We start from the raw sequence: 23,133 nt of genomic DNA on the forward strand, positions 1-23,133 counted from the left end.
GAAACACGGTCCCGATCCCGTGGATCGTCCTCGCGAACCGACCCCCCGCGGCCGGAGGTCCGACATCGTAGGCCGCGAGTTCGATGCTCAATGGCGCTCGCGAACCGGGTTGGATATACACCCAGAACCAGCCGGGGCCGATCACTGTACCCGAAGCCAGGATCACCGTTTCAGATTGGGAGACCGCCTGGGCCGGGAGGGGGCTAAACGCAAGGAGGAGGAGCGTCGCGACGACGAGCACTTCCCGGATCATGGCGGGCAAGACAGGCATCGCTCCCATTCGGTGCTATCATACCGATAGGTGATCAACGGAATGCAGTGACCCTCCACGTGACTGTTGTAAGCCTTCGGCCCAACGCTGTGGTGAGTTCCGCCGACATAGAGATTGCCGTCGGATTGCTTGTGATACAATCCCCCCTCAGGGGTGGGCGAGCCGGCCGACCCCATGTCGTATTCCGCATCCGGATTTCTGCACGGAGCGCCCCAATGGGTGGCGTCGAGGAGCAGGATAGGGGCGCAGGAAGCGCCGGCAAGATTGACATTCTCTTTGTCAGCGCCGACGTCGCCCGACGTCATGATCAGCATGCCGTGAGGGTTCAGCGAGTTAGGATGCTGATTCCACCCCAAACCGGACGGAACGGTCGCAACCCTCACGCCGGGGGGGTCAGCCGATGCTGCGTTGCACGAGCCCTGCAGCGATCCAACCGACGGTTCGATTCCCGCGACACAAGGTCCGCCCGCGATTTGGTAGTTGTACTTCTGATATTGCCCGACGTGGAGAGTTTCGAACCTAAAAGATCCACTCGAGTCCCAGGACGCACCATAAGGTAGGAACACGTCCTCGCGTTGACCCACCGGCCCCGGCTCACACGCGAGCGCGCTACTCGAAGCTCCGCTCAGGAGAAAACCGAGCAGCCAGGGGGTTGTCAACGTGATGGCCACGAGGCGAGAGTTCATTCGCATTCCACCGTCCCCCAGTCCTCACCCGCATCCCTCCATTGATATCCGTACCTCGTCGGGTCCGGGGGACTTGCCGGTTTCGGACTGAATTGGATCCACGATGCGACGCCGGTCGTACACACCTCAATGCCGGTGTACTCGGGGTGCATCACATTACGGAAGTAGACAGCCAATTCGCACCCGAGGGGAACGACTGTGACCCATTCTCGGGCATGGTATCTTCCATCACTCTGAAGAACTGCCTCATCGTGGGCGATATGAAGGGTCGCGCATTTCGGACCGAGGACGGCGACGCGTGCGGCAACGCACAGATCGACGGTGATTCCATGATCTTGCTCATCACACCACTCGGTCGGACCGTTAGATTCGCCCGCGTAATAGGGCCAAGTCCAAACATAGCCTTCGTATCCACTCGCCTTCGTCCCCGTGTTCGTGAGCGACGGCGGCCGGAACTCCTCGTGCGGGTCCATCGCGCCCACGGAGCCCGAGTCCCAATAGTAGATGTCCATCGTGTCGAGTTCGAGGTAGTTCCCGCTCTTCGGGCAATAGTCCGCGTAGCCTGACGGGTTGCAGTCGAATTCGTCGAAGTCCCACACGGGCCCGGACCCCGACTCCGGATCTTCCGCCACGGCCGGGAAGCCGAGCGCGATCATGCCGAAAGCCAGGACGAGTCCGACAAGCGTGGTCCGATTCATGCGATCGACACCCCCAAGCGCGGGGGGGGGGGCAAATATCTTTGCTATCGCCGTACGGGTTCGGCTCTCGGCCGGCAATGCGTTGGATCACGAGATCCGATCGTTCAACAGCTTCGAGCCGCGCTCGTGGCGCGGCGCGCCCGATCAGGCGAGCGCATCCATGACGACCCGCAGGACGGGCCGGGCCGAGAACGGGAGCCGGTGCCGACCGATGAGGTACTCGGCCGCGTCGAGGACGCGCGGTTCACACGCCGCGAGAGCCTCCAGGATGGCCTTGCGGATCCCGAAGCTCTCGAGAAGCCGACGGACCTCGGCCGGGTCGTTGGCCGGAAGGGCCCAGAGGAACCCGACATCCACGAGATCCTTGGCGGCCTTCCTCAACCGATAGCCTTCGTCGGGATGGACGACCCGGATCTCGTGCGGATCCCGCGACGCGATCTCGACCGGGTCGCGCATGACGCGGAACTGCAGGTCCCGGTCGCGGAACGCCTTGAGCTTCATGACGAGAAGCGCCGGGACCATCGGGATCGCGAGAACGACCTCCCGCCCATCGGGCGCGCGCACGATCGCCTTCGTCGTGCGGCCGGAGAGGAGCGCCGCGCGATCGTAACCGGAACGGCTCCCCCACAGGCGATTGAACGTCGCGAAACTCCAATCGACGCGGGCGGGCGATTCGGGACGCGCGTAGGCGCCTTCGGCGTGCAGGAGGTCGTAGAAATTTCGATCCTCGTAATCCTCCTCCCCGACGATGACGTCGATGTCGATGCTTGCGACCGGGCTCCCGTGTGCCGCGACCGCCCATCCGCCCTCGACGATGACCTCCTTGCCGAGCCGTTCGACCTCGGCGAAGAAGTCGAAGAAGAAGTCCCACGCGTCGCGGGCCGTGGGCTCGACGTGCAGGTCCATGACGCGCACGTCGACGCCCTCCCTCACGGCGACGCCCCCGCATCGCCTTCACGCGACCGTCTCGCCCGCTGCTTCATGATCGCCTTCTTCAGGAAATCGGCCTGCGCGCCCGCGAGCGGGTAGTGGAGCAGATCGACGTAGGTCTGGTGGAGGCTCGTGATGGTCCCGATCGCGGATGCGGTCGAGTCGAGGACCGCGAGCCGCTCGCCGAATAGGAGGACGCGTGGATGGGACGCAAGGCTGCGCGCGCGCCGCGGATTCGAGGCTGACTCCAGCTGGAGGAGACGCGCCGCTTCGCCGGCCCTCCGCTTCTCGACGTAGACGCACGTCTCAGGCTGCGGCTCGAAGTAGGCGAGCGCATTGGCGGCCGTCGTGAAGGCGAAGACGTGCGGCACGCCCGCGGCTTCCAATCGATCACGGACCTCGGCCTGGCTCACCGCCGCATCGACCGTCCTGACCGGAACCACCGAAGAGAGACGAAGCGCACCGAGAAGGCGAGCGGTCTTCTCCCATTCCACCGCCCAGCGCCCCGCATCGGGACGAACGGCTTGATGGAACTGGAGGAAGCGCACGACCTCCGCGACTTTGGTGTGGCCGACGGCGAGCCGTCGTGCGAGTTCGCGGACGCTCGCGAACCCTTCCTCGTCCTTGATCAAGTGCATCAGGACGGCCTGTTGGACGGTTCCGGAGCCCATATGGGGAGCTGGGCGGGATGGAAGGCCTGTCCTCGTCATTGTGTCCGCGTATTCGCGGACATCATATAAGGGTGTTTGCAAATTTGCGGACAGTAGATGGATCCAGGGGACCGCGGCCACCCCAGTACCCCCCGCTCACAGATCCTTCCGCTCCACGATCGCCCACGCCGCCGCGAGCGGCCCCACGATCCACGCGACCGCCGCCGCGCCGAGGACGAGCTTCTGCGACTCCACGTCGCCCGCCACGAGATCCGTCCGCACGAGGGCGCGCTGGATGAGGCCCGCGTAGTCGGGCAGGACGTGCGCCTGGAGGAGCACGAAGACCTCGTTGGGGTTGAGCAGCGCGAACGCCGCGGCCCAGTCCGGAAGGTCTCCCCGGAACAGGCGTTCCGGGTTTCCGGTCGCAAGAAGCAGCACGAAGAACAGGATGGGCCAGAGGACGCTGAAGAGGAACCACGTCGCGATGGCGCCGCCGATCGCCGTGGAGCGGCGCTTGAGGGCGCTCGAGAAGAGGATGGTGACCGCGACCCATGCCGAGGCCCAGAGGATCTGGAGCGCGAGGTACACCGCATAGTCGCCCCAGTTCGTCGTGGCCGACTGCGAGCCGACCCAGAGGCCGCCGAAGCCGAAGCCGACGAGGAGGGTCGTGGCGAGCACGGCCGAAAGGCCGAGGAACTTTCCGAGGAGGACGTCGAGGCGGGTCAGGGGCTGCGCGAAGAGGAGCGCGAGGCTTCCTGATTCCTGCTCGCCCGCGAACGTGGCGTAGGCCGCGACGAGCGCGAGGATCGGGATCATGAAACCCGTGAAGGTCTGCATCGTCGTGACCGTCGCCGGGAGGGACGCCGCGCCGGACTCGCCGCTCGTGATCGCGCGGCTGTAGTACGCGGTGATGACGATGAGGATGAGGAAGATGACGGAAAGGATCGCGACGTAGGCGTTCCTGAAGTTCTCCACGTACTCCTTCTTCGCGACCGCGAGGATGGGGTGCGACGTCACGCGATCCCCTCCCGCGGAGCCGGGGCCGCCGGTTCGGAGGTCATCTTGATGAACACGTCCTCGAGGCTCGAGTCCTTCGTTTCGAAATCCTGGATCGTGACGCCCGCGCGCGCGATGGCGTTCAACGCGTCGAGCTTCGCCTTGGGCTGCAGGCGCGCGTCCACGAGGTCGCCGCGGACCTCGACCGCGACGCCGGGGCCGAGCGCGCGCAGCGCGCCCGCGGCGCGCTCGCCCTCGCCGGGCGCGACGCGCACGAGGATGCGGCCGTCGAGCTTCAGGGTGTCCCGGAGGGCGCCCATCGTGTCCTCCGCGACGACGCGGCCCTTGTTGATGATGAGGACGCGGTTCGCGACCTCCTGCACCTCGCTCAGGATGTGGCTCGAGAAGAGGATGGTCGTGCCGCGCTGGTTCACCCAGCGCAGGATGTCGCGCACCTGGCGCGCGCCCGCGGGGTCGAGGCCGGAGGACGGCTCGTCGAGGACGAGGATCGAGGGCGACCCGAGGAGCGCCTGGGCGAGGCCGAGGCGCTGCGTCATGCCCTTCGAGTAGCCGCCGACGCGGCGGTCCGCGGCCTGCTCGAGGCCGACCTGCGCGAGGCGCTCGTCGACCTCGCTTCGCGAGACGCCCTTGAGCTCGCCGAAGAAGCGCAGCGTCTGGCGGCCGGTGAGCGTCTTGTAGAAATTGAGGGACTCCGGGAGGAAGCCGAGGCCTCGCCGCGCGGCGACGGGATCGGTCGCCACGTCGACGCCGCCGAGGAGCGCCTGGCCCGCGGTCGGCTGCGCGAGGCCCAGGACCATCTTCATGGTCGTGGTCTTGCCGGCGCCGTTCGGGCCGAGGAAGCCGTAGATCTCGCCCTTGCGGACCTTGAAGGAGACGGAGTCGACCGCGCGGACGTTCTTGTAGATCTTGCGCAGGCCCCGCGCCTCGATGGCGGCGTCGGTCACATGACGCGGAGCCGCGTCACGCCGGATAAGGATTCGGTGAAGGTGTTGCCCCCGCGACCGTCGGCCGCGGGGGAGAGGATGTCCGGTCGAGGGCGCGGGTTCCGGGGAGAGACCCGGGCACGTCCCGCGCCGCAGCTGATCCTTGGCTGGAAAGCATATAGAAAAACGGTCGTCACCCGAAGGAAGGAACGCTGTCCCCCGATCGGGCGACGGATGGGGTCGAAGGCCGCGCGCGCCGCGCGCGGCCCTCAGGGGCTCACGGGAGGACGTCGCCCACGCCGAAGTCCGGCACGACGATCGTCGCCTGCGGCGCCGGGGGCAGCACGAGGACCGCGCGGTCCGCGCGGGTCGTGTGCCCGGCGTGGTCTTCCGCGACGAACGTGAGCATGTGGAGGCCGGGAGCGACCCCGGTCGTGTCCCACGTCGCCCGGAAGTACGGGCCCGAGCCGGCAATCGTGAAGAGCGCCGCGCCCTCGGTGAGCTCGGCCTGGCCGAGATCGAGGTCGCCGACGAAGATCTTCACGTGCTTCATGCCGGAGCCGAGGTCGCGCGCGATGACCTCGATGTCGATGCGGTTGTTCATGAAGGGCCCGAGGTTCCTCGGCATCGACCAGCTCGCGTCGGGGGCGAAGAGGTCGACCAGGAACTGGACGGAGCGCGGCGCCTCGACGTTGCCGCGGGCGTCGACGGCCCAGTACTCGATGGTGTGGGGGCCGTTGCTCGACACCGACAGCGGGCCCGTGACCTCGACCGGCGCGCCGCCGTCCACGCGGGCGTAGCGCTTGACCGCGCCGCCGTGGGAGTCGGTCGCAGCGAGGGTCGCCGTGACCGTGCCGCTGTAGTTCGGCGCGTTGCCGGGCCCCGAGAGCGCGATCGTCGAGACCGGCGCCGTCGCGTCGACCTGGACGATGCCCTCCTTCGTCGCGACCGCGCCGTCGTTGTCGACGACCGCGAGGACGAATCCGTACACGCCGCCGGCCGCGAACGAGCGCTCGACGACGGCGCCCGCGAGGACGGGACCGTCGCTGAAGGTCCAGTTCGTCTGGACGATCGTGCCGTCGGGGTCGAAGGACGTGCTCGTGAACTTCGCGGTCTGACCGACGCCGACCACAGGCACGCCGTTGAAGCGCGCCGTCGGGATCGCATTGACGTCGAGCACCGTGATGCGGAAGTTTCCGACCGCGGCGAGGTCGCCGTCGGTGACGGTGACGACGAAGTCGTAGACGCCCGCCTGGTTGTTCGCCGGGACCCAGTTGAAGAATGCGGACTGGTTCCCGCCCTTCGCGAACGTCACGCCGGCCGGCTTCGGCGCGATCGTGTACGTGAGCGGATCGTTGTCGACGTCGCGACCGTTCACCCAGAAGGCGATCCACTGGCGCTCGTTGATCGTGCGGTCGGGGACGACCGGGAGCGTCGGCGCGTTGTTCACGATGGTGATCGTGCGCGTCGCGCTCACGGAGTAGCCCTCGCCGTCGACGATCGTGAGCGTCACGTCGACGTTGCCCGAGCGGGCGAACGTGCGCGAGACGGCCGCGCCCGCGGCCGTTGCGCCGTCGCTGAAGGCCCAGTCGCGGGACACGATCGGGCGTCCGCCGGAGGTGGACGCGTCCGTGAACATGACCGCCTGCCGGATCTTCGGCGTCGTGGGCGTCCACGCGAAGCTCGGGAGCGGCGGGCAGATGGCCGTCGTGCCGTCGCGTTCGTAGAAGCACGAGACGTCGATCACGTTGTTCGAGCCGCCGTCGACGGTCGTCGCCTCGATGCTCGGGCGCGAGTAGGCTCCCCAGTGGTTGTACCGGGCGTCGACATACTGGCCCGCCACGCCCGAAGCGACCTCGAGGGTCGTGCGGACGTTCTCGAACTCGGCGCCCCGGAGGATGAAGCCCGAGGGCTGCGTCGTCGAGGACGCGCTGAGCCGGACGCCGACGGGCGTCGCGGAGAAGGCGTCGTCCGTGGACGTCGTGTCCGTCGCGCCGTTCACCGAGAAGGCGATGCCGGCGCCGTCGATCGCGTTTCGCTCGAGCGCGGCGCCCGCGCCCTCGTACACGCTGATGCCGAGCGTCGCCCCGCCGGTGGGACCGTTGGGCGCGAGCGTCAGGGTGTTGTCGTGGACGAACGCGTCCGTGGTCCGGGCGAGGTAGACGCCGACGCTCGCGCGGTCGATGTCATTGTTCGCGACGACGGCGTCGGCGGAGTCGAAGAGCGCGACCGCGTGGCTGCCGGGGTAGTCGTTGCCCGTCACGACGTTGCCGAGGACCCGCGAGCTGTCCGAGAACGAGAGGCGGACGCCATGCGTGGCCGCGAGCGTCGACGGCGTGACCTGCAGGCGGTTGCCCTCGATCCTCGCGCGGTCGTATCCCGTCGTGGAAACGAGCGTGTTCGCCCCGCGGACGGTGAAGCCCTTGAGCGTGACGTCGTCGGCGGCGAGGGTGATCGCGGCGCCCGCCGCGCCGTTCCCGTCGAGGATGGTCGTCGCGACCGAGCCGCCGCAGGCGTCGGCGCCGACGGCGGCCGAGCAGACCGTGACGGCCTTGCCGATCGAGAGCGCGCCGGCGTACGTGCCGGGCTCGACGAGGATCGTCGCGCCGGGGCTCGCCGCGGCGATCGCCTCGGGAACGTTGCAGAATCCGCGGACCGCGTCGCCCGCGAGGCGGACCGGGGCCTCGCTGCCCGAGAGGCCGTTCCACCGCGCGAAGAGCACCGAGGAACCGGGCCCCTCGTTCACGATCTTCGCGGCGATGCCGGCGCAGGAGTAGACGCCCCAGTTGTTGAGGCGCGCGTCCACGACCGTGTTCTCGACCGCGTCGCGCACACGGACGCCGACGGTGGCGCCCGCGAGCGCGTTGTCGCGCAGGACGATGCCGTCCGAGCGCGCGGCGGCGTCGGTCGGGACCTGGGCCACGTCGACCCCCTGGCCGGTGACGCCCGCGAAGGTGTTGCCGCGGATCGTGTGGTCCGTGCCGTAGGCAAGAACGCCCGTATTGACCGCCTCGAGACGGTTGCTTTCGACGAGCCCGCCGGCAGAGTAGGGCCGGAAGTAGATGGCCGAGGCCCAGTGGGTGATCGTGTTGCCCGCGATGACCGCATCCCGCAGACGGCCACGAATACCGTTTTCAGGGACGGCCGAATGGGTCGCCGCGGGGTTTGGCTGGATGACGTTGTCGCGGATCACGAGGTCGGACCGCGTCGCCGTGGCGGGGGCGTCGATGCCGTAGACCGTGGTCCCGGTGGGCCCGGAGACGTGGATCGTGAAGCCCCGGATCGTCACGCCGTTCGCGTTCACCGTGATGCCGGTGCCGCTCGAGGAGACGATGCGCGTGCTCGCGGCGTCGCCGTTGCAGGAGACGCCAGCCGCGACCGTGGAGCAGAGCGTGACCGGCACGTTGATGGTCACGGCCTCGGCGTATTCGCCGGGTCGGACGACGAGGGTGTGGCCGGCCGAAGCGGCAGCGAGGGCCGCCCCGATGGTCCCGTAGCCGAGGCCGGTGTCGACGTTGACCACCGGGTCGGTGGACGCCGCGGCGCCCGGCAGGGCGAGGACGCCCAGAACGGGAGCCAGTAGGGCTCCGACCACAACGAGCGTGCGCCATCCTGATCCACGGTGAGAGGACACTGGGCCAACCTCCAAACGACGACCGGCCAAACCGCCCGCCTTACTTATTCTTTCTCGGAATATCGTATCGGACGGCGGCCCCGTGGACGCAAAAGGGCTCAGGGCGGGCGGAGCCTCCGGTGAGCCGCCGCGCGCGGGGCCGCGTCCCGGCCGGGCGATCGGCCTCGTCCGCCCCTGGCGGGCGGACCGGGCCTCACGGGAGGCTGCCGACGAGGCTCGACTCGCGCCCGAGGCGCTCGACGAGGGTCTCGCGCGATGGTTCGCGGCGGGAGGAATCGTCCGAGACGGGAACCGTCGGCACGAAGAGGACGAGGACCTCCTCGCGTTCGACGTGGCCTGCGCGGTCGTGGACCTCGACCCGCAGGACGTGCAGGCCGGGGCGCGCGTCCCGCGTGTCCCAGGTGGTCTCGTAGGTGGGACCCGGGCCCTCGACGGTCCCGATCCCGCTCGGCGCGAGGACGACGAGATCCGCGATCACGACGCCGTCCACCGAGAAGACCACACGGGAGACGCCCGAGGTGGCGTCGGTGGCCTGGACGGCGAGCGTCGGGTGGTCGCCGACGATGCCGAGCGGCTTCGGCGATTGCCATTCGGCCTCGGGGCGGGTCTTGTCGATCCACACCGTCAGCTCGCGCGCCGTCTCCGCGTTGCCGACCTCGTCGACGCTCCAGTATCGGACCACGTGGGCGCCTTCGTCCGAGAGGGTGATGGGGCCCGTGTACACCGTGGCCGGAGCCGAGTTCATGGAGATCATCGTCACGGAGCCGGGTCGGTTGTCTGCGACCGCGGCCGTGATCGTGGCGGGACCGCTGAAGTACGGAGCCTGGCCCGGTCCCGCGACGGCGAGCGTCGTGGTCGGGGCCGAGCCGTCGACGACGACGGCGCGCGTCCTCGACGCCTGGCCGCCCTCGTTGTCGACGACCGTGAGCGTCACGACGAACGTCCCCGGATTCTCGAACGCGTGCGTCACGTCGCGTCCTTCCGCGTGGCGGCCATCGCCGAAGTTCCAGCGGTGCTCGACGATGACGCCGTCCACGTCGGTCGATAAGCTGCGGAATGCCACGAGCGCGCCGAGGCGCGCGGCCGACGGCCCGTCGAGGGCGGCGATGGGCTTGCGGTTGACGTGCGTGTACTCGACCGGGATGTCGATCGTGGTCGAGAGCGAGCCGTCCGTGGCGCGGAAGGTCGCGACGTAGCTGCCCTCGCTGTAGTGGGCCGGCTGCAGCGTCAGCTTGCGCTGCGCCGCGTTGAACGTCGCGCGGGGCGGGAGCGCAAGCGCCGCAAGGGTGACGGTGTCGCCGTCGGGGTCGCTCACGCCGATGGTCACGGCGGCCACGCTCATCTCCGGGACCACGATCGGGCCGATGGGAGCGAAGACAGGGGCCTGGTTCGTGTTCGCGACGGTGATCCGCACGGTCTCCTCGTCCTTGAGCGCGCCGTCGGTCGCCTGGAACACGATGTCGTACGGACCCGCCTGGTCGAGCGCCGGGGTCCACAGGAAAACGCCGGTGCCGTCGAGGTTGTCGACGAACGTCGCGCCCCGCGGAAGCACGAAGGCCGAGAGGGCGAGCGCGTCCCCGTCGGGATCGGAAGCCGAGACGTCGATGCGCAGCGCTTCCGATTCGCGCGCGGCCCGTGCCCCGATGGCGGCGAGCAGGGGGGGCCGGCTCGTTTCGCGGACGACGAATTGGACGTCCTCGTGGTCCGTATCCAGGCCGTCGTCGGCGATGAAACGGACCGTGTAGAAGCCCGCCTGCTCGTGATCGGGCGTCCACGTGAACGCCCCGGTCGCGACGTCGAAGGCGGCGCCGCGCGGCAGGTCTTCGGCCCGGAGCGCGACGTCGTCGCCGTCGGGGTCGGAGGCGCTCACCGTGAAAGCGATGACCTCGCCCTCCGCATGGTCCTGCGTCCCGATCGGATCGAGGACGGGCGGGGCGTTCGGAGGCACCGAGAACGTCGAGGACGAGGAGGCGACGGCCGCCCCGTCGAGGAGGAGCCGGGCCTCGATCGTGTAGAGGCCGGGGGCCGGGAATCCTTCGGGATTCCAGAGCAGGGTCCAGGCGCCGCTCTCGCCGCTCGCGGGCGTCGCGCGCGTGGTCCACCCGACGACCTCGTCGAGCGTCGGGTCGAGGAGACGCGCCTGCACGACCCATCCGCCCGCGACGAGGACGTCGGCCTGCTTCGAGTTCGAGAGGCCGTTCGCATCCGTCACCGTGAGCGTCACGGTGTAGGTGCCCGGCGCGGCGTAGACGTGCGTCGGATGCTGCGCGTTCGACGTGTCGCCGTCGCCCAAGCTCCAGGACCAGGACACGATCGGGCTCGAGCCCGCGGTCGAGCGGTCCTCGAACGTCGCGTCGAGCATCGCGCCCACGGTGTGCGCGAAGCCCGCGACGGGGCCCACGACGGGCTCCTCGAGGACCTCGACCGTCACCGAAGCGGCGGGTTCAGCGGGCACGCCGTTCACGACGGCGCGCGCGTAGAGCGTGTGCGTGCCGGCGGAGACGCCCGCGAGCGGCCACGAGGCCGTCCACGATCGCGTCCCCGTCGTCGGGATGAGGCTCTCGGGCGCGAAGAGGGGATCGTCGACCGACACCTCGACTGCGTGCGTCGCGGCCAAGGCGAGGGGCAGCCTGAGGCGGGAGACGCCGGGCTCGTCGATGCTCATGAACACCGGTCCGGTGGACTGGTGCACGACGAACACGAGGGTGACGTCGGCGCCCGCCGGGATGTGCGTCTTCGAGACGGGGAACTGGAACTTGATCTCCGTCATGGGGCCGAGAACGATGCGGTTCGTCGTGCGGTGGCTGCCGAGGAGATGCCCCGCGGCCTCGAGACGGACCTCGAAGTCGTTCACGATGCTCGGAACCGGGCTCGGGTTGCCCGTGATGCCGCGGTAGCCCGACAGGAAGACGCTCGCCTCGAAGTTGCGCGAAGCGTCGAGCGCGATGTCCGTCGCGGGCGCCGGCGTCATCTTGAACGCGAGCGCGGTGTCGACGACCGCTTCCGAGTAGAGCCAGGCCACCGGGTGCACGAGGCTGCCGCAGTTGTTGCCGCCCTCGTTCGGACGGTCGACCTCGTCCATGTAGAGGACTTCGCCCGAGCCGCACGCGGTGCGGTGCAGGTAGAGCGTGTGCGTGTCAGTGCCGGGCGTGCCCGCGAGCGGGAACGATCCCGCGCCGCTCACCGTGACGTGCGTCGCGGTGGCGGGATCGAAGGTCGCGCCCGGACCCGGAGCGAGGATGCTCACGCCCGCCGTCGCGGGGTCTGGATACGCCGGAAGACGGATCGCCGCGTCCTCGGTCACGAGCGCGAGGCGGCCGAGATACGGCTCGGCCATGTCCAGGCCGCGCTCGAAGTCCGTGCCCCAGAGGATGCCCAGGCCGAGCGGGTTCGCGGCGTGGCCGCGCACCGTGTGCGTGATCGTGCCTGCGGCGCCGTCGCCGAGGAGCATCATGTCCGCGCGCGGCGCGCCCGTCCCGATCGCCGACCCGGAATCGCCGCCCGCCACGAGGGCGACGCCGAAGACGCCGAGGGCCTTCGTCGTGTCGATGTTCACGCCGACGCGCCCCTGGTGGGGGAACGTCGCGCCGTAGCCCGCTCCGTGCCCGTAGTGCACGAGCGCTTCGCCGGCGGTCGGGCGGTCGAAGCCCGTGGGACCGCCCCAGAACCACATCTGCGGCCGCAGGTAGCGGTAGAGCGAAGCCGGGATCTCGATGAACCCGATGTCGTTGTTCGTGCCTTGCGCGGAGGTGCCTTCCCACTGCTGCGCGAAAGCCACCGGGTGGTAGCTGCCCGAGGGCGAGAGGCGCACGTAGGTTCCGAGGCCGACGCCGCGGCCGGCCTGGTTGTTGACGCAGCGCGCGATGCAGACGTCGACCCACGCCGCGCGCGAACCGGGCGCGACGACGGAGGACGACACGCCGTTCTTCAGGAGGCAGTGTCCGGCGGTCATGAGATAGTACTTCTTCGTGACCGGGTGCTCCATGAGGAAGCTCGCCGTGCAGATGCCGGTGAGGCCGCCGCCCGCGTCGAACTGGAACGCGCCGCCCGGACCGACGCCCTGCTGCACCCCGGGCCGCCAGGGTCCCTGCTGGGCGAACGTGGCCTCGAACGCCTCGAGGCTGATGACGTCGGCGGCGGGCTTGTCGGTGTAGGTGACGAGCGGCTCGAGCACCGCGTGCTCGACGTAGCGGACGGGCACGCCGGTCGCCGCGAAGTCCGGGAAGTTCGCGCCGCGCGCGCCCGCGAGATACACGTCGATGGCGCCCGCCGTCGTCGGCACCGCCCCGAGGAAGCCCTCGCGCGTTGCCATGTCGCGGACGAACGCCTGGAAGGAGGCCGCGTCGAGCTGGCCCTTCACGAAGGGATGCGAAAGCCACTCGAGAAGCGTCGGGTCGAGGCGGTCGACGCCCGCGACGCCCGCGGCCTGGCCCGCGGGGAGACCGCCGGCCTGGTACGAACCCTGGATGTTCACGGGCGGACGCGTCGCGAAGCCGTCCGCGGGCGACGTGATCGCGACCGCCGGGGTCGGACCCGTGTTGTCCACCTCGAAGACGACCTGCCGGGTCGCGCTCGCGCCCGCGCCGTCCTCGTAGGTGGCGACGAGCGTGTGCGTCCCGTCCGCGAGGCTCCGCGTGTCGAGGAGAGAGCTCCATGGAGCGGAGCCGCCGTGGGTCACGATGTACACGACGTCGTGCACGACGCCGTCGATCGCGAGGGTGACCTTCTCGGGGGAATTTTCCGTGCGCGCCGAAAGGGTGGCGCTCGCGGGTCCGGCATTGTCGCCGGTGTCGACGGCCCGGACGACGTAATGGTAGGTCGTGCCGGGGACGAGCTCCGCGTCGGCGATCGCAAGCGACGCGGTGGATCCGATGAAGACGCCCGTCGCGGGCGTGACGGACGCGTTGCCGCGGAAGACCTCGTACTGCTTCACCCCGAAGTCGTCGGTGGCCGCGTCCCAGGCGAGCGCGATGCTCGTCGGCGTCGTGGCGGTCGCGCGGAGATTCGTCGGCGCCGAGGGCGGGTTGCCGCCCGAGCGCTCGAGCGGCGTCGCCTGGGCCGCGTTCGACTTCGGCCCCTGGCCCGCGCTGTTGACCGCCGCGACCTCGTAGGTGTAGGTCCTGAAAGGCACGAGGGTGGGGTCGCTGTCGAGATACTGCGTCGAAGCGCCCGCCACCGTCTGGATGAGCGCGCCGTCGCGGAACACGCGGTAGTTGATCGCGCCGTTGCCGTTCGAGGCGGGAGGCGACCAGCCGAGGGCGACGGCCCCCTTGCCGGCGAGCGTCTGGAGGTTCTGCGGCGCGGTCGGGAGCGTGATCGGGAGCGTCAGGTTGAGCCAGATGGTCTCGCCGTAGGGATCGAGGTTCTGCGCCGTCGGTCGGCGCAGGTATACGAACGCCCAGTTCGAGTTCGCCGGAACCGCGCCGTTCTTCGGATACGTGGCGGCGACGTTCGAGCCCGTCGCGTCGGATTGGCTGTCGAGGTCGTCCTCGAAGAACCAGATGTCGGCGGGCTCCTTCCAGCGTCCCTGAAGCGTGTAGCTCGCGCCCGCGTAGCCCGCAATGTTCAGCCAGACGCCGTCGAGACCGTCGCCCGGCGATCCCGCCCCGCCCTGCCAGGCGGTGCTCGTGCCGAGGTTTGCCGGCACGATCTGGTTCTGGCCCTGACGGACGCCTTCGCAACCCGCGCAGAAGACCGCGATGGTGTCCTGGATGGACTTCGAGGAGGCCGGCATCGCGCCAAGCGCGATGGCCGAGGCCTGCGTCTCGTCGGAAACGCCGCGCCCAGCCTCGCCCGCGAGCTGGATCACGCCCGACTGGACGCTTCCGGCCTCGGGGGTGGCGATCGACACGAAGGGCGCGCCGCCCTGCGTCACCTGGAAGGAGACGCTCGCGTGATCGAGGAGCGCGCCGTCGGCGTCGCGCCATTCGACGCGTGCGGTGTGCGCGCCCGGAAGGGCGCGGAGGTCGACGTCGATCGACCACGGGGCCTGCGGGGCCTGCGCGGTCGTCGCGACCGGGACGGTCGCGACGGGCGTCGGGTTGCCGTCGAGCAGGATGCGCACGTGCTCGCCGGTCGCCGCGCTCGCGACGACGGTCGCCGTGTCGGTGGCCTGCTGGTTGTTCTGGTCGCGCACCGTGAGCGTGATCGTGCGCTGCCCCGCGGTGGCGAAGGTGACCGTCGTCGCGCACGACGCGGCCGACGCGAACACCGCGTCGGCGGGTCCCGCCCACTGGCACGCGAGCGGCGCGGCGCCGCCCGAGCCCGAGCCCGAGATGGCGATCGGCGCGCCCGCGACGCCCGAGTAGGGGCCGTTCGCCTCGGCGAGGACCGGCGAGCCGGAGCCCTGGATCGTGTAGGGATTCGCGCCGAGCGCGCTGTCGCCGTACGCCGTCCCGAGCGTGGAGACGCCGCGGACGGCCGGCACCGCGTTGACCTCGAGGTTGTCGAACCTCGCGCCGTCCGCGGGCGCCTGGAGCAGCGTCGCGCGCGGGACGACCCACCAGACGATGTTGGTGTCGGGGTCGATCGAGGAGCCCGGCAGCTCGGCGAGCGTGAACGAGGTGGGCCCGGTCGTGCCCTGGTACATCGCCTGCAGGATGAATTCGACCTTGCCGTCGACGAGCGCCGAGCGCGGAGGCACGGTTGCGGCGTCGATTGCGCTCCAGACGGCGAGGAGACGCAGCCGGATGAAGGTGCCCGGCGTGCCCCAGCTCGTGGACCACGACGGCGTCATGTAGGCGGTGTACGCGACCTGGGAGGCGGACCGGAGGTCCGCGGGAATGTCCTCCACGTTGAGCCCGACGTACACGTGATCGGCGTCATTGTCCCACCACGCCGCGCGGATGTCCATCTGCGGGATCGGGAGCCCGGCGGTCGTGACGTCGCCCGCGGGGTCCGTGATGTCGGGGTTCGCGGGCGCGGCGGCGGGGGCGGCGCGAGCCGCCGGCCTCCAGACGAGATCGCCCGGACCGACGGCGGCCGTGACGATGGTGTACGAGTCGTTCTCGACGTTCGAGAGCTCGGCGTCCATCGAGACGATGAGCGAGACGGACGCGCCCTGCTGCACGAAGTTGGCCTGCGCGTTCAGGGCCTGGAGCTGCGAGAGGGCGATGAATTCGGGGAACTCGTCCTTGGGCACGTGCACCGAGAACTTGCCCGTGGCGGCGTCGTACGAGGGAATGTCGTCGAGGTCGCTCAGCGCGATGAGGCCGCCGAGGTTCTTTCCGAGGATGCCCGAGAGACCCTGCTGGCCGCGATCCCGGACGATCTCGACGGTGTAGCTCGTGACGGGGCTCGTCTCGAACGTGGCCACGAGATTGTAGCCCACGATGCGCGACGGGCCCGACGCGGGGTCGCCCGCGGGATCGACGAAGAACTTGGAGCCGTCCTTGACCTGGATCGTGAAGCGGATGTCGTTGCCGACGTCCTCGACCCACGCGGCCGCGAGATCGAAGCCGTCGCGGGCGGCGTTCACCCACGAGCGCTCGCAGGCGATGGTCGCGGATCCGGATCCGGTCTGGCACGTCGCGGTGAGCGTGTCGCCGAGAACGTCCGTGCCGATGCGGACCTCGCCGCCCACGCCGACGTTGATGACGTCGATGGCCTCCGCGCTCGCGCCCTGGTCGTCCTCCACGACGAGGCGCGCGGTGTATCGCCCGTTCGCGGCGTAGGTGTGCGCCGCGGAGGAGGGCGGCCCGCCCGCGCCGCCCGAGGGCGCGGTCCCGTCGCCGAAGTCGAGCGACCACGACGCGATGAAGCCGTCGGCGTCCGCGGCCGCAAGCGCGAAGTTGACCGCGAGCGGCGCCTCGCCGGACTCGACGTCCGCGCTGAGGCTCGCGGTCGGAGCCGCGTTGCCGGCGCTCCCGAAGCGATGCACGTTGCCCTTGAAGGCGTAGACCGTGGGGGCGATCGTGGCGCCGTTCGTCGGGTCGGTGATCGTGATGTCGGGGACCCCAGGGGGTTCCTCGCCCGTCGCCTTGAGCCAGTGGTTCACCTTCGAGCCGCCGGCCTCGTGGTCGAGGATCTTGATGTCGAGCCTGTCGCCGTCGGGGTTGCCGCGCGGCTTGCGGTAGTCCGAGTCCGAGTGGTCGGGATAGCCGTCGCCGTTGCGGCCGAGCGCGGGAATGCCCGTGTAGTGGTCGCGCAGGCGCGTCCAGCTCACGCGGCCCCCGAGGCGGTCGCAGGGCGTGTTCGCGCGATCGAGCTCCGTGCCCTTCCATCGGCCGTTCGTCTCGGTGCCGTAGAAGTAGATGGCGTTGTACATCACGGAGATGTCCCAGTTGCCGTTCGCGTTGTTCGGGGGGGCATCGACGCCGACCCAGCAACCGTCGTCCGTGAGGAGGTCTGTGTCATAGAGGTCGTCGAGACCGAAGGCATAGTGGCCGAGCTCGTGGACGAACGTCGCGGCGACGTCGAGGTCGCCCTTCCAGAAGTTGTCGCCCATGCGCAGCCAACCGGCGCGGCCGACGTAGAAGCCCGTGCATTCGTCGTCGATCACCGGCGGGTTGCCGCCCCACGTATGGCTGTCGAACGGCGGCGCGGTCTCGATGATGAAGTCGGCGATCGTGTGCTGGACGTTGTGCCCTTCGACGTTCTGGCTGTTGGCGCAGATGCCGGGGCCGGAGTTCTGGTTGACCGGGTAGTTGAGAAGCGTGTCGGTGATGAGGACCTTGCCCAGACGAACGTAGCCGTCGGTCATGTCCCAGACGCGCTCGGCCATGACGTCGATGCCCTTCGCGAGATCGACGAGGCTCTGGTCGCCCGGAACGTTGTCGGGAAGGCTCTGCGTGTCGATCTGGACGAGGGCGTTGATCTCGTACACGCCGTCGGAGAAGTCGGACTTCCACGCGTTGCCCATCGGGAAGCTCTGCACGGGCGACACCTGGCCGCTCTGGACGTCGCGGACGCGGAAATAGACGGCCTTGCCCGGGACGACGTCGGTCCGCTTCACGTCGAAGACCGCCATCTGGGCGGAATCCACGACGTTCCCGAGGGGCCGCACGACATTCGTGAGCGACGTCGGCGCATAGCCCCACTCGACGATGCCGGCGATGGGCGCGTCCGTGTCCCACACGAACACGAGGCGGTAGCCCGTCTTCGTCGTGAAGCCGTCGACGACGTTCCAGAAGCTCGAGGCCGCAACGGTCGACGCGTGGCCATGATCCGCTTCGTTGCCGTGCGCGCGCGCGGCGGGGGCGCCCGCGACGAGCGCGAACGGAACGAGCAGGGCGGGGACGACCAGCGTCCACGCGACCAGGATACCGAGCGCCTTCCCTGAAACCCACGTCGATCGAGCGACCGTCATGACCGAGCCTCCCCAAGGTCGAGACTGACGCTCGACAAGACGCGAGCGACGCGCGCAGCCGCCGTCCGGGGGAACGGCGCCCCGCCTCAGCCTCCGCGCCCTGCTACACCATGCCATTCCATGAACCTATGGGCCCCCTCGGTCCGGCGCATACGCTGTCCAGAACCGGGGTGACAAAAAGCGGCCTCGTCAGTTCGTCACGCCTGCGGGAACGACCTCGAGCGCGCGGACGCGAAGGCGCGGCGACCCCGACGGCCCGCGGTGGACCTCGGCGATGCGGCGATAGTCCCCGAGGAACGATAGAAGCGCCCGGGCGGTCTCGGGATCGAGCCGGCCTTCCTCGCCGGCGATGCGTCCTTCGACGCCGAGGAGCACGAACTCCATGCCGTTCGCGAACGCCGTCAGGTACTCCTCGGCCGATTGCGCCACGGGATCACCGGAGACCGGGAGGTCGCGAACGGAAAAGAAGGGTTCTCCGTCACCCGCCCCGCGACCCCGCGGGCGTCACCCGGAGGGCAGGCCCGGGGTTGTCACGCACCGCGACAAGGTGCAACATCACCCGGAGACCTCGCGCCCGATGGCGGCGCGAAGCTCGTCGTCGCTCTTGCCCGCCGGGTCGACGCCGAGCGCGCGCGCCGCGGCCTCGAGCCGCGCGCGCTCGCGCGCCTCGCCCTCGAGGACCTCCACCATCTTGCGCTCGCGCTCCCGCTCGAAGTCCGCGAGGCTCTCGCGCTCCTTCTCCTCTGCGGTCTTCATCTCGCTCTCGATCTCGCGCCGCGCGGCCGCGATGCGCGCCTGGAACCGGCCGATCGAGCGCGCGATGTCCGGAATCTTGTCCGCGCCGAAAAGCAGCACGAAAAGCAGGAGGATGAGCACGAGCTCCTCGGGTCCGAGCCCGAGGATCGCGAGCGTCACCGCCAGAAGAACACCTCGACTTCTTCCCCGGCGTCCACGAGGTCGCGGTTGTCGGGGATGCCGATCCAGCCTTCGGACGCCGCGACGCTCGTGATGGCCCCGGACTCCTTGAACGTCGAATAGGCCTTCCCCTCGCGGATCGCGACGGGCAGGATCTGGTAGCGCCCGAGATTGGAGGCGACGCGTTCGCCGAGCGGCACCCGGGCGCTCCGGGGCGTCCACGTCGGCAGGCGCGCGAGGCGGCGCACGGCGGGGATCCCGAAGATGGCGGCGTTCGTGTAGCAGCTCGTCGGGTAGCCGGGAAGACCCATCACGACGCGCCCGTCCGAAAGCCGACCCACGAGGAGCGGCTTGCCGGGCTTCACCTGCACGCCGTGGACGAGCACCTCGCCCGCCGATTGGACGACGTCCACGGCGAGGTCGCGCTCGCCCACGGACGAGCCGCCGGTGAGCACCACGAGGTCCGCGTCCTTCGCGTCCTTGAGAAGCGCCTTCGCGAGCGTGTCGACGTCGTCCCCCGCGACCGGGTGGCGGCGGCAGAGCGCGCCGTGCTCCGCGAGGAGGGCCTCGACCGCGTACGCGTTGGAATTGTAGACCTGGCCCTCGCGCAGGGCCCTGCCCGGCTCGACGACCTCGTTGCCCGTCGGCACGATCGAGACGCTGGGCCTGCGGTACACCTCGACCTGCGCGATCCCGAGCGCCGCGAGAAGCCCCACGCGCGCCGGGGCGAGAACGTCGCCCGCGCGGAGCGCCGCGACGCCGCGCTTCACGTCCGACCCCTGCAGGCTCACGTTCGCGCCGGGCGGAACGGCCTCGTGCACGAGGACCTGGCCCGCCTTCGCGGTGGTGCTCTCCACCTTGACGACCGCGTTCGCCCCCGGCGGGAGCTTGCCGCCGGTCGCGATCTGGATCGCGACGCCCGCCTTCACCGAGCCGCGGGCGACGTCGCCCGCGTGGACGCTCTCGCGGACCTTGAGCGACTTCGGCGCCGCGCGCGTCGCGCCGAACGTGTCCTCGGCGCGCACCGCGTAGCCGTCCATCGCGCTGCGCGTGAACGCGGGGACGTCGGCGGGCGCGCGCGCGTCGGCGGCAAGGACACGCCCCGCGCTCTCGGCGAGGGGGACCTTCTCCTTCGCGTCGATGGGGCGGACCGCGCCGAGCAGGATCTCGAGCGCCTTCTCGCGCGAGAGGAGCGCCTTGAACGGCCGCATGCGCGGCGGGGCGGTGCGGGATGCGCGCTTCGCGGGAGGCATGGTCTCGCCATCCCACGAAGGGTGCAAAAGAGGTTCGCACGAAGGGTGGGCGTCGTCAGGCCTCGGAGTCCGGCTCCTCGTCCCCCTCGAAGCGCTTGGCCGTGATGAGGATGACCGACCCGCCTCCCGGGAGGATCTCGACGCGCTGCTCCTTGACCTTGCCGAAGCCCATGTCGCGCATGGCCTCCAGGGTCGACTCCCGGAAGACCTCGCGCTGGACCCCTTTCGGGGTCGCCGCCTCCGCGGCCGCGCCGCGGGCGAGGTCGACGTCGAGGAGGAGCACCTTGCCGTAGAAGAAGACGACGCGGAACACGCTCTCGAGCGTGGGCCGCGGGCCGCGCAGGGTGGAGAAGTGGAACGCGGAGGTCGCGATCGCGAACGTCTCGTCCTTGAACGGAAGGTGACGCGGATCGGCCTGCACGAGGTCGAGCCGGGCGAGGGCGTCCTCCGCCTTCGCGTTCGCGCGCGCCACCTCGAGCGCCGCGCGGTCGGGGTCCGCGCCGACGAACCGGCAGCGCTTGAAGCTCCGGGCGAGCGCGACCGCGAGATACCCCGTGCCGCAACCGATGTCGATCCCGCGATCTCCCGGGAAGAGGCCCATCTTGCGGACGACCGTCTCGATCGCCCGTCGACGCGCGAGATCCGGAACGGCGCCCCGGAGGGCCTCGCGGAGCGGATAGCGCGATGGCGGGAGCGGCACCGTCAGCCCCCGTAGTGCCAACCGGTCTCGGCGTGCGTGAGGGCGCGCGCGGCGGCGCCGCCGCGGTACCGCGCCTCGACGACCTCGCCCACGAAGATCGTGTGGTCGCCGACGTCCACGGTCTCGACGAGCCGGCACGCGAAGTCGGCGACGGTGTCGGGGAAGTACGGCAGGCCCAGCTCGCCCTCCTCGAAGGGCACGCCGTTCATCGCGCGCCCCTCGAGCACGACGTCCTTGAGGAACTTCGTCGCGAGCGCCTTCTGGTCGGCCCCGAACTGGGAGACGCTGAAGCGCTTCGTCTCCCGGATGTAGCCGTTCGACTGCGACCCGGCCCGGACGCCGATCATGACCAGGGGGGGCTTGAAGCTCGTCTGGCTCACCCAGGAGCCGAGGAACGCGTTCGGGTGGCCGTCCGCGCTGCGGCACCCGATGACGTAGAGGCCGTACGGAATGAGCCGCAGCGCCTGCTTCTTGGCCGCCTCGTCCATGGGGGGCCCAACGGGGCCGCCCTTCTAAATTCCTTCTAGGGGCGAGGGGCCTGCCGCGGTCGCAACCATCAAGCCATCCCAAGGGCAGTCCCGGGCGTGCGCGCGAGTCTTTTGGTCTCGGCGGGTGCGGCCGTGCTGCTCGTCGCGACCCTCGCCCACGTCGCCGTCGCCTTCGAGCCCGAAGCGCCGCGTCTATCCCTGCCCGACGCCGACGCCCCACGCCCGCCGTCGAAGCCGGCGAAGCTCGCGGACGCCGAAGTCCTCGAGCGTCTCACGCAACTCTCGGGACTCGATGCGGGTTACATCACGCACGCCACGTTCGAGTTCGAGCGCGCGCGACGCGTGTCCTGGACCCTCGAGGGCGTCGTGCTCCAGCGCGGCCTTCCCATGGAGGTCACGGCGGTCGCGACCTTCGACGACCAGGGGCAGACGCGCTTCTCCGTCTCCAAGACCGGCGCCGGCGCGCTCCCGAAGGACGCCCCCCCGGCCGCGAAGGTCGTGGAGATCCTCGCCCGCGCGGCCGCGCCCCCGAGTCTCGTCGAGGCCGCGGGCCCGGGCGACCGCATCCTGATGGTCTACGACCACGCCCGCGGTCCTCCGTACACCGCGATCGAGGTCCCCGCCTATTCCATCGTCACCGGCGAGCTCGCCGCGATCAGCGCCGACGAAGCGCAGGCCCCCGTCCTCCGTCTCGTCGCGCTCCAGGACCGGGGCCTGCACGGCTACCACGGCGAGGAGCGGGCGATCGTGTCCCTCGGGACGGGCTAGCCCGCCCGATCGAGCTCGATCACGTACCGTTCGACCACGCGTCCGACCATCGCGAGGCTCGCGGGATCCACGTGCTCGATCGTGTCCTCGCGTGTGTGGTGCCACTTGAAGAACACGGTGGGCAGGCCGCGCGCGTCCGACGCGCCCGGCCGCAGGTCGATGATGTCGACGGACGGGATGCCGCGCTCCGCGTAGGGGACGTGGTCGTCCGTGATGGCCGGGGCGGACGAATTCTTGAACACGCTCGCGTACCCGAGTCCCCCCGCGATGGACCACAGGCGGTCCTGGAGCGCGCGGTTCGCGCCTTCGCGGCTCACGCCTTCGCGCGGAAGGGACAGGTTCTCCGACCCGATGAGGTCGAGGAGGATCATGCCCTGCACCTCGGCCGGGTCGACCGTCGCGGCGTGGTGCCGCGACCCGAGGATCCAGTCCGTGCAGGCGTCGCCGCGGTAGCCGCCGCCGTCCTCCCCATCGTAGAAGACGAAGAGCAGCGTCACGTTGCGGACGCGATCCGCGAGGACGCGCGCGAGCTCCACGAGCGCGCCCGTGCCCGCGGCGCCGTCGTTCGCGCCCGGCGTCGGGAGATCGCGCTTCGCGGGGTCGGGATCCTTCTCGGCGATCGGCCGGGAATCGAAATGCGTGCCGACGATGAGGGTCTTCGATGCGTTCGGGTTGAGCGTCGCGACGACGTTCTGCATGCGCACGGGCTCGCATCCGTACGTCGCGACGAAAGGATCGAACGAGGCGTTCCAGCCGTATCCCGCGACGGTGTCGCGGATGAGCGTCGCGACGGCGCGGTTCCCGGGCGTGCCGGGGATGCGGTCCCGGAACGAGCCGTCCTCGGCGGCGAGCTGCGCGCGCACGAAGTCCATGGCCCGCGTCGCGTTGAACCT

The 23,133-nt window shown here is 70.1% G+C and carries 15 protein-coding genes; 1 reads left to right on the forward strand and 14 read right to left on the reverse strand.

Annotation, left to right across the window (positions count from 1 at the left end):
• Positions 1-249 precede the first annotated feature (249 nt).
• From VM889_09250 to VM889_09310, 13 genes are all read right to left on the reverse strand, one after another.
• Entirely contained in the window at positions 250-585 is a 336-nt protein-coding gene (locus VM889_09250) for a hypothetical protein (GenBank protein HVL48730.1), read from the reverse strand.
• 368 nt (positions 586-953) lie between these two features.
• Positions 954-1,655: a hypothetical protein gene (locus VM889_09255; GenBank protein HVL48731.1), complete on the reverse strand. Its 702-nt coding sequence runs from the start codon at positions 1,653-1,655 to the stop codon at positions 954-956.
• Positions 1,656-1,799: 144 nt separating this feature from the next.
• Positions 1,800-2,588 (reverse strand): hypothetical protein, encoded by a 789-nt coding sequence (locus VM889_09260; protein ID HVL48732.1) that lies wholly within the window; start codon positions 2,586-2,588, stop codon positions 1,800-1,802.
• Positions 2,585-3,223 carry a hypothetical protein gene (locus tag VM889_09265; protein ID HVL48733.1) on the reverse strand — a complete coding sequence of 213 codons (639 nt, stop codon included), beginning with the start codon at positions 3,221-3,223 and terminating at the stop codon, positions 2,585-2,587. The genes VM889_09260 and VM889_09265 overlap by 4 nt, the downstream gene beginning before the upstream one ends.
• Before the next feature lie 168 nt (positions 3,224-3,391).
• Complete coding sequence (locus VM889_09270) at positions 3,392-4,252, reverse strand: ABC transporter permease subunit (GenBank protein HVL48734.1); 861 nt, start codon at positions 4,250-4,252, stop codon at positions 3,392-3,394.
• On the reverse strand, positions 4,249-5,196 hold the full coding sequence (locus VM889_09275) for an ABC transporter ATP-binding protein (GenBank protein ID HVL48735.1): 948 nt from the start codon (positions 5,194-5,196) through the stop codon (positions 4,249-4,251). The genes VM889_09270 and VM889_09275 overlap by 4 nt, the downstream gene beginning before the upstream one ends.
• A gap of 256 nt (positions 5,197-5,452) precedes the next feature.
• On the reverse strand, positions 5,453-8,809 hold the full coding sequence (locus VM889_09280) for a PKD domain-containing protein (GenBank protein ID HVL48736.1): 3,357 nt from the start codon (positions 8,807-8,809) through the stop codon (positions 5,453-5,455).
• Between the two features lie 193 nt (positions 8,810-9,002).
• Positions 9,003-18,116 carry a PKD domain-containing protein gene (locus VM889_09285; GenBank protein HVL48737.1) on the reverse strand — a complete coding sequence of 3,038 codons (9,114 nt, stop codon included), beginning with the start codon at positions 18,114-18,116 and terminating at the stop codon, positions 9,003-9,005.
• Positions 18,117-18,305: 189 nt separating this feature from the next.
• Positions 18,306-18,545, reverse strand: coding sequence for a hypothetical protein (locus VM889_09290; GenBank protein HVL48738.1), 240 nt, complete (start codon positions 18,543-18,545; stop codon positions 18,306-18,308).
• Positions 18,546-18,671: 126 nt separating this feature from the next.
• Entirely contained in the window at positions 18,672-19,031 is a 360-nt protein-coding gene (locus tag VM889_09295) for a twin-arginine translocase TatA/TatE family subunit (protein ID HVL48739.1), read from the reverse strand.
• The gene (gene glp, locus VM889_09300; GenBank protein HVL48740.1) at positions 19,028-20,284 is read right to left on the reverse strand and encodes a gephyrin-like molybdotransferase Glp; all 1,257 of its coding nucleotides are present in this window, start codon (positions 20,282-20,284) and stop codon (positions 19,028-19,030) included. Before glp ends, VM889_09295 begins: the two co-directional genes overlap by 4 nt.
• Positions 20,285-20,339: 55 nt before the next feature.
• The gene (locus VM889_09305) at positions 20,340-20,984 is read right to left on the reverse strand and encodes a methyltransferase domain-containing protein (protein HVL48741.1); all 645 of its coding nucleotides are present in this window, start codon (positions 20,982-20,984) and stop codon (positions 20,340-20,342) included.
• Positions 20,985-20,986: 2 nt separating this feature from the next.
• Positions 20,987-21,472: a flavin reductase family protein gene (locus VM889_09310; protein HVL48742.1), complete on the reverse strand. Its 486-nt coding sequence runs from the start codon at positions 21,470-21,472 to the stop codon at positions 20,987-20,989.
• Positions 21,473-21,568: 96 nt separating this feature from the next.
• Between VM889_09310 and VM889_09315 the strand changes: the two genes are divergently transcribed.
• Positions 21,569-22,240, forward strand: coding sequence for a hypothetical protein (locus VM889_09315; protein HVL48743.1), 672 nt, complete (start codon positions 21,569-21,571; stop codon positions 22,238-22,240).
• Here VM889_09315 and VM889_09320 read toward each other — a convergent pair.
• On the reverse strand, positions 22,237-23,133 hold an 897-nt coding region (locus VM889_09320; GenBank protein ID HVL48744.1), incomplete at its 5' end, for a M28 family peptidase. The genes VM889_09315 and VM889_09320 overlap by 4 nt on opposite strands.

This window comes from Candidatus Thermoplasmatota archaeon, assembly GCA_035540375.1.
Classification (GTDB): Archaea; Thermoplasmatota; SW-10-69-26; order JACQPN01; family JAJPHT01; genus DATLGO01.

Coding starts and splice junctions, on each gene's coding strand:
- VM889_09285 (HVL48737.1), bottom strand. CDS start 18,116: ATGACGGTCGCTCGATCGACGTGGGTTTCAGGGAAGGCGCTCGGTATC.
- VM889_09265 (HVL48733.1), bottom strand. CDS start 3,223: ATGCACTTGATCAAGGACGAGGAAGGGTTCGCGAGCGTCCGCGAACTC.
- VM889_09310 (HVL48742.1), bottom strand. CDS start 21,472: ATGGACGAGGCGGCCAAGAAGCAGGCGCTGCGGCTCATTCCGTACGGC.
- glp (HVL48740.1), bottom strand. CDS start 20,284: ATGCCTCCCGCGAAGCGCGCATCCCGCACCGCCCCGCCGCGCATGCGG.
- VM889_09255 (HVL48731.1), bottom strand. CDS start 1,655: ATGAATCGGACCACGCTTGTCGGACTCGTCCTGGCTTTCGGCATGATC.
- VM889_09250 (HVL48730.1), bottom strand. CDS start 585: ATGCTGATCATGACGTCGGGCGACGTCGGCGCTGACAAAGAGAATGTC.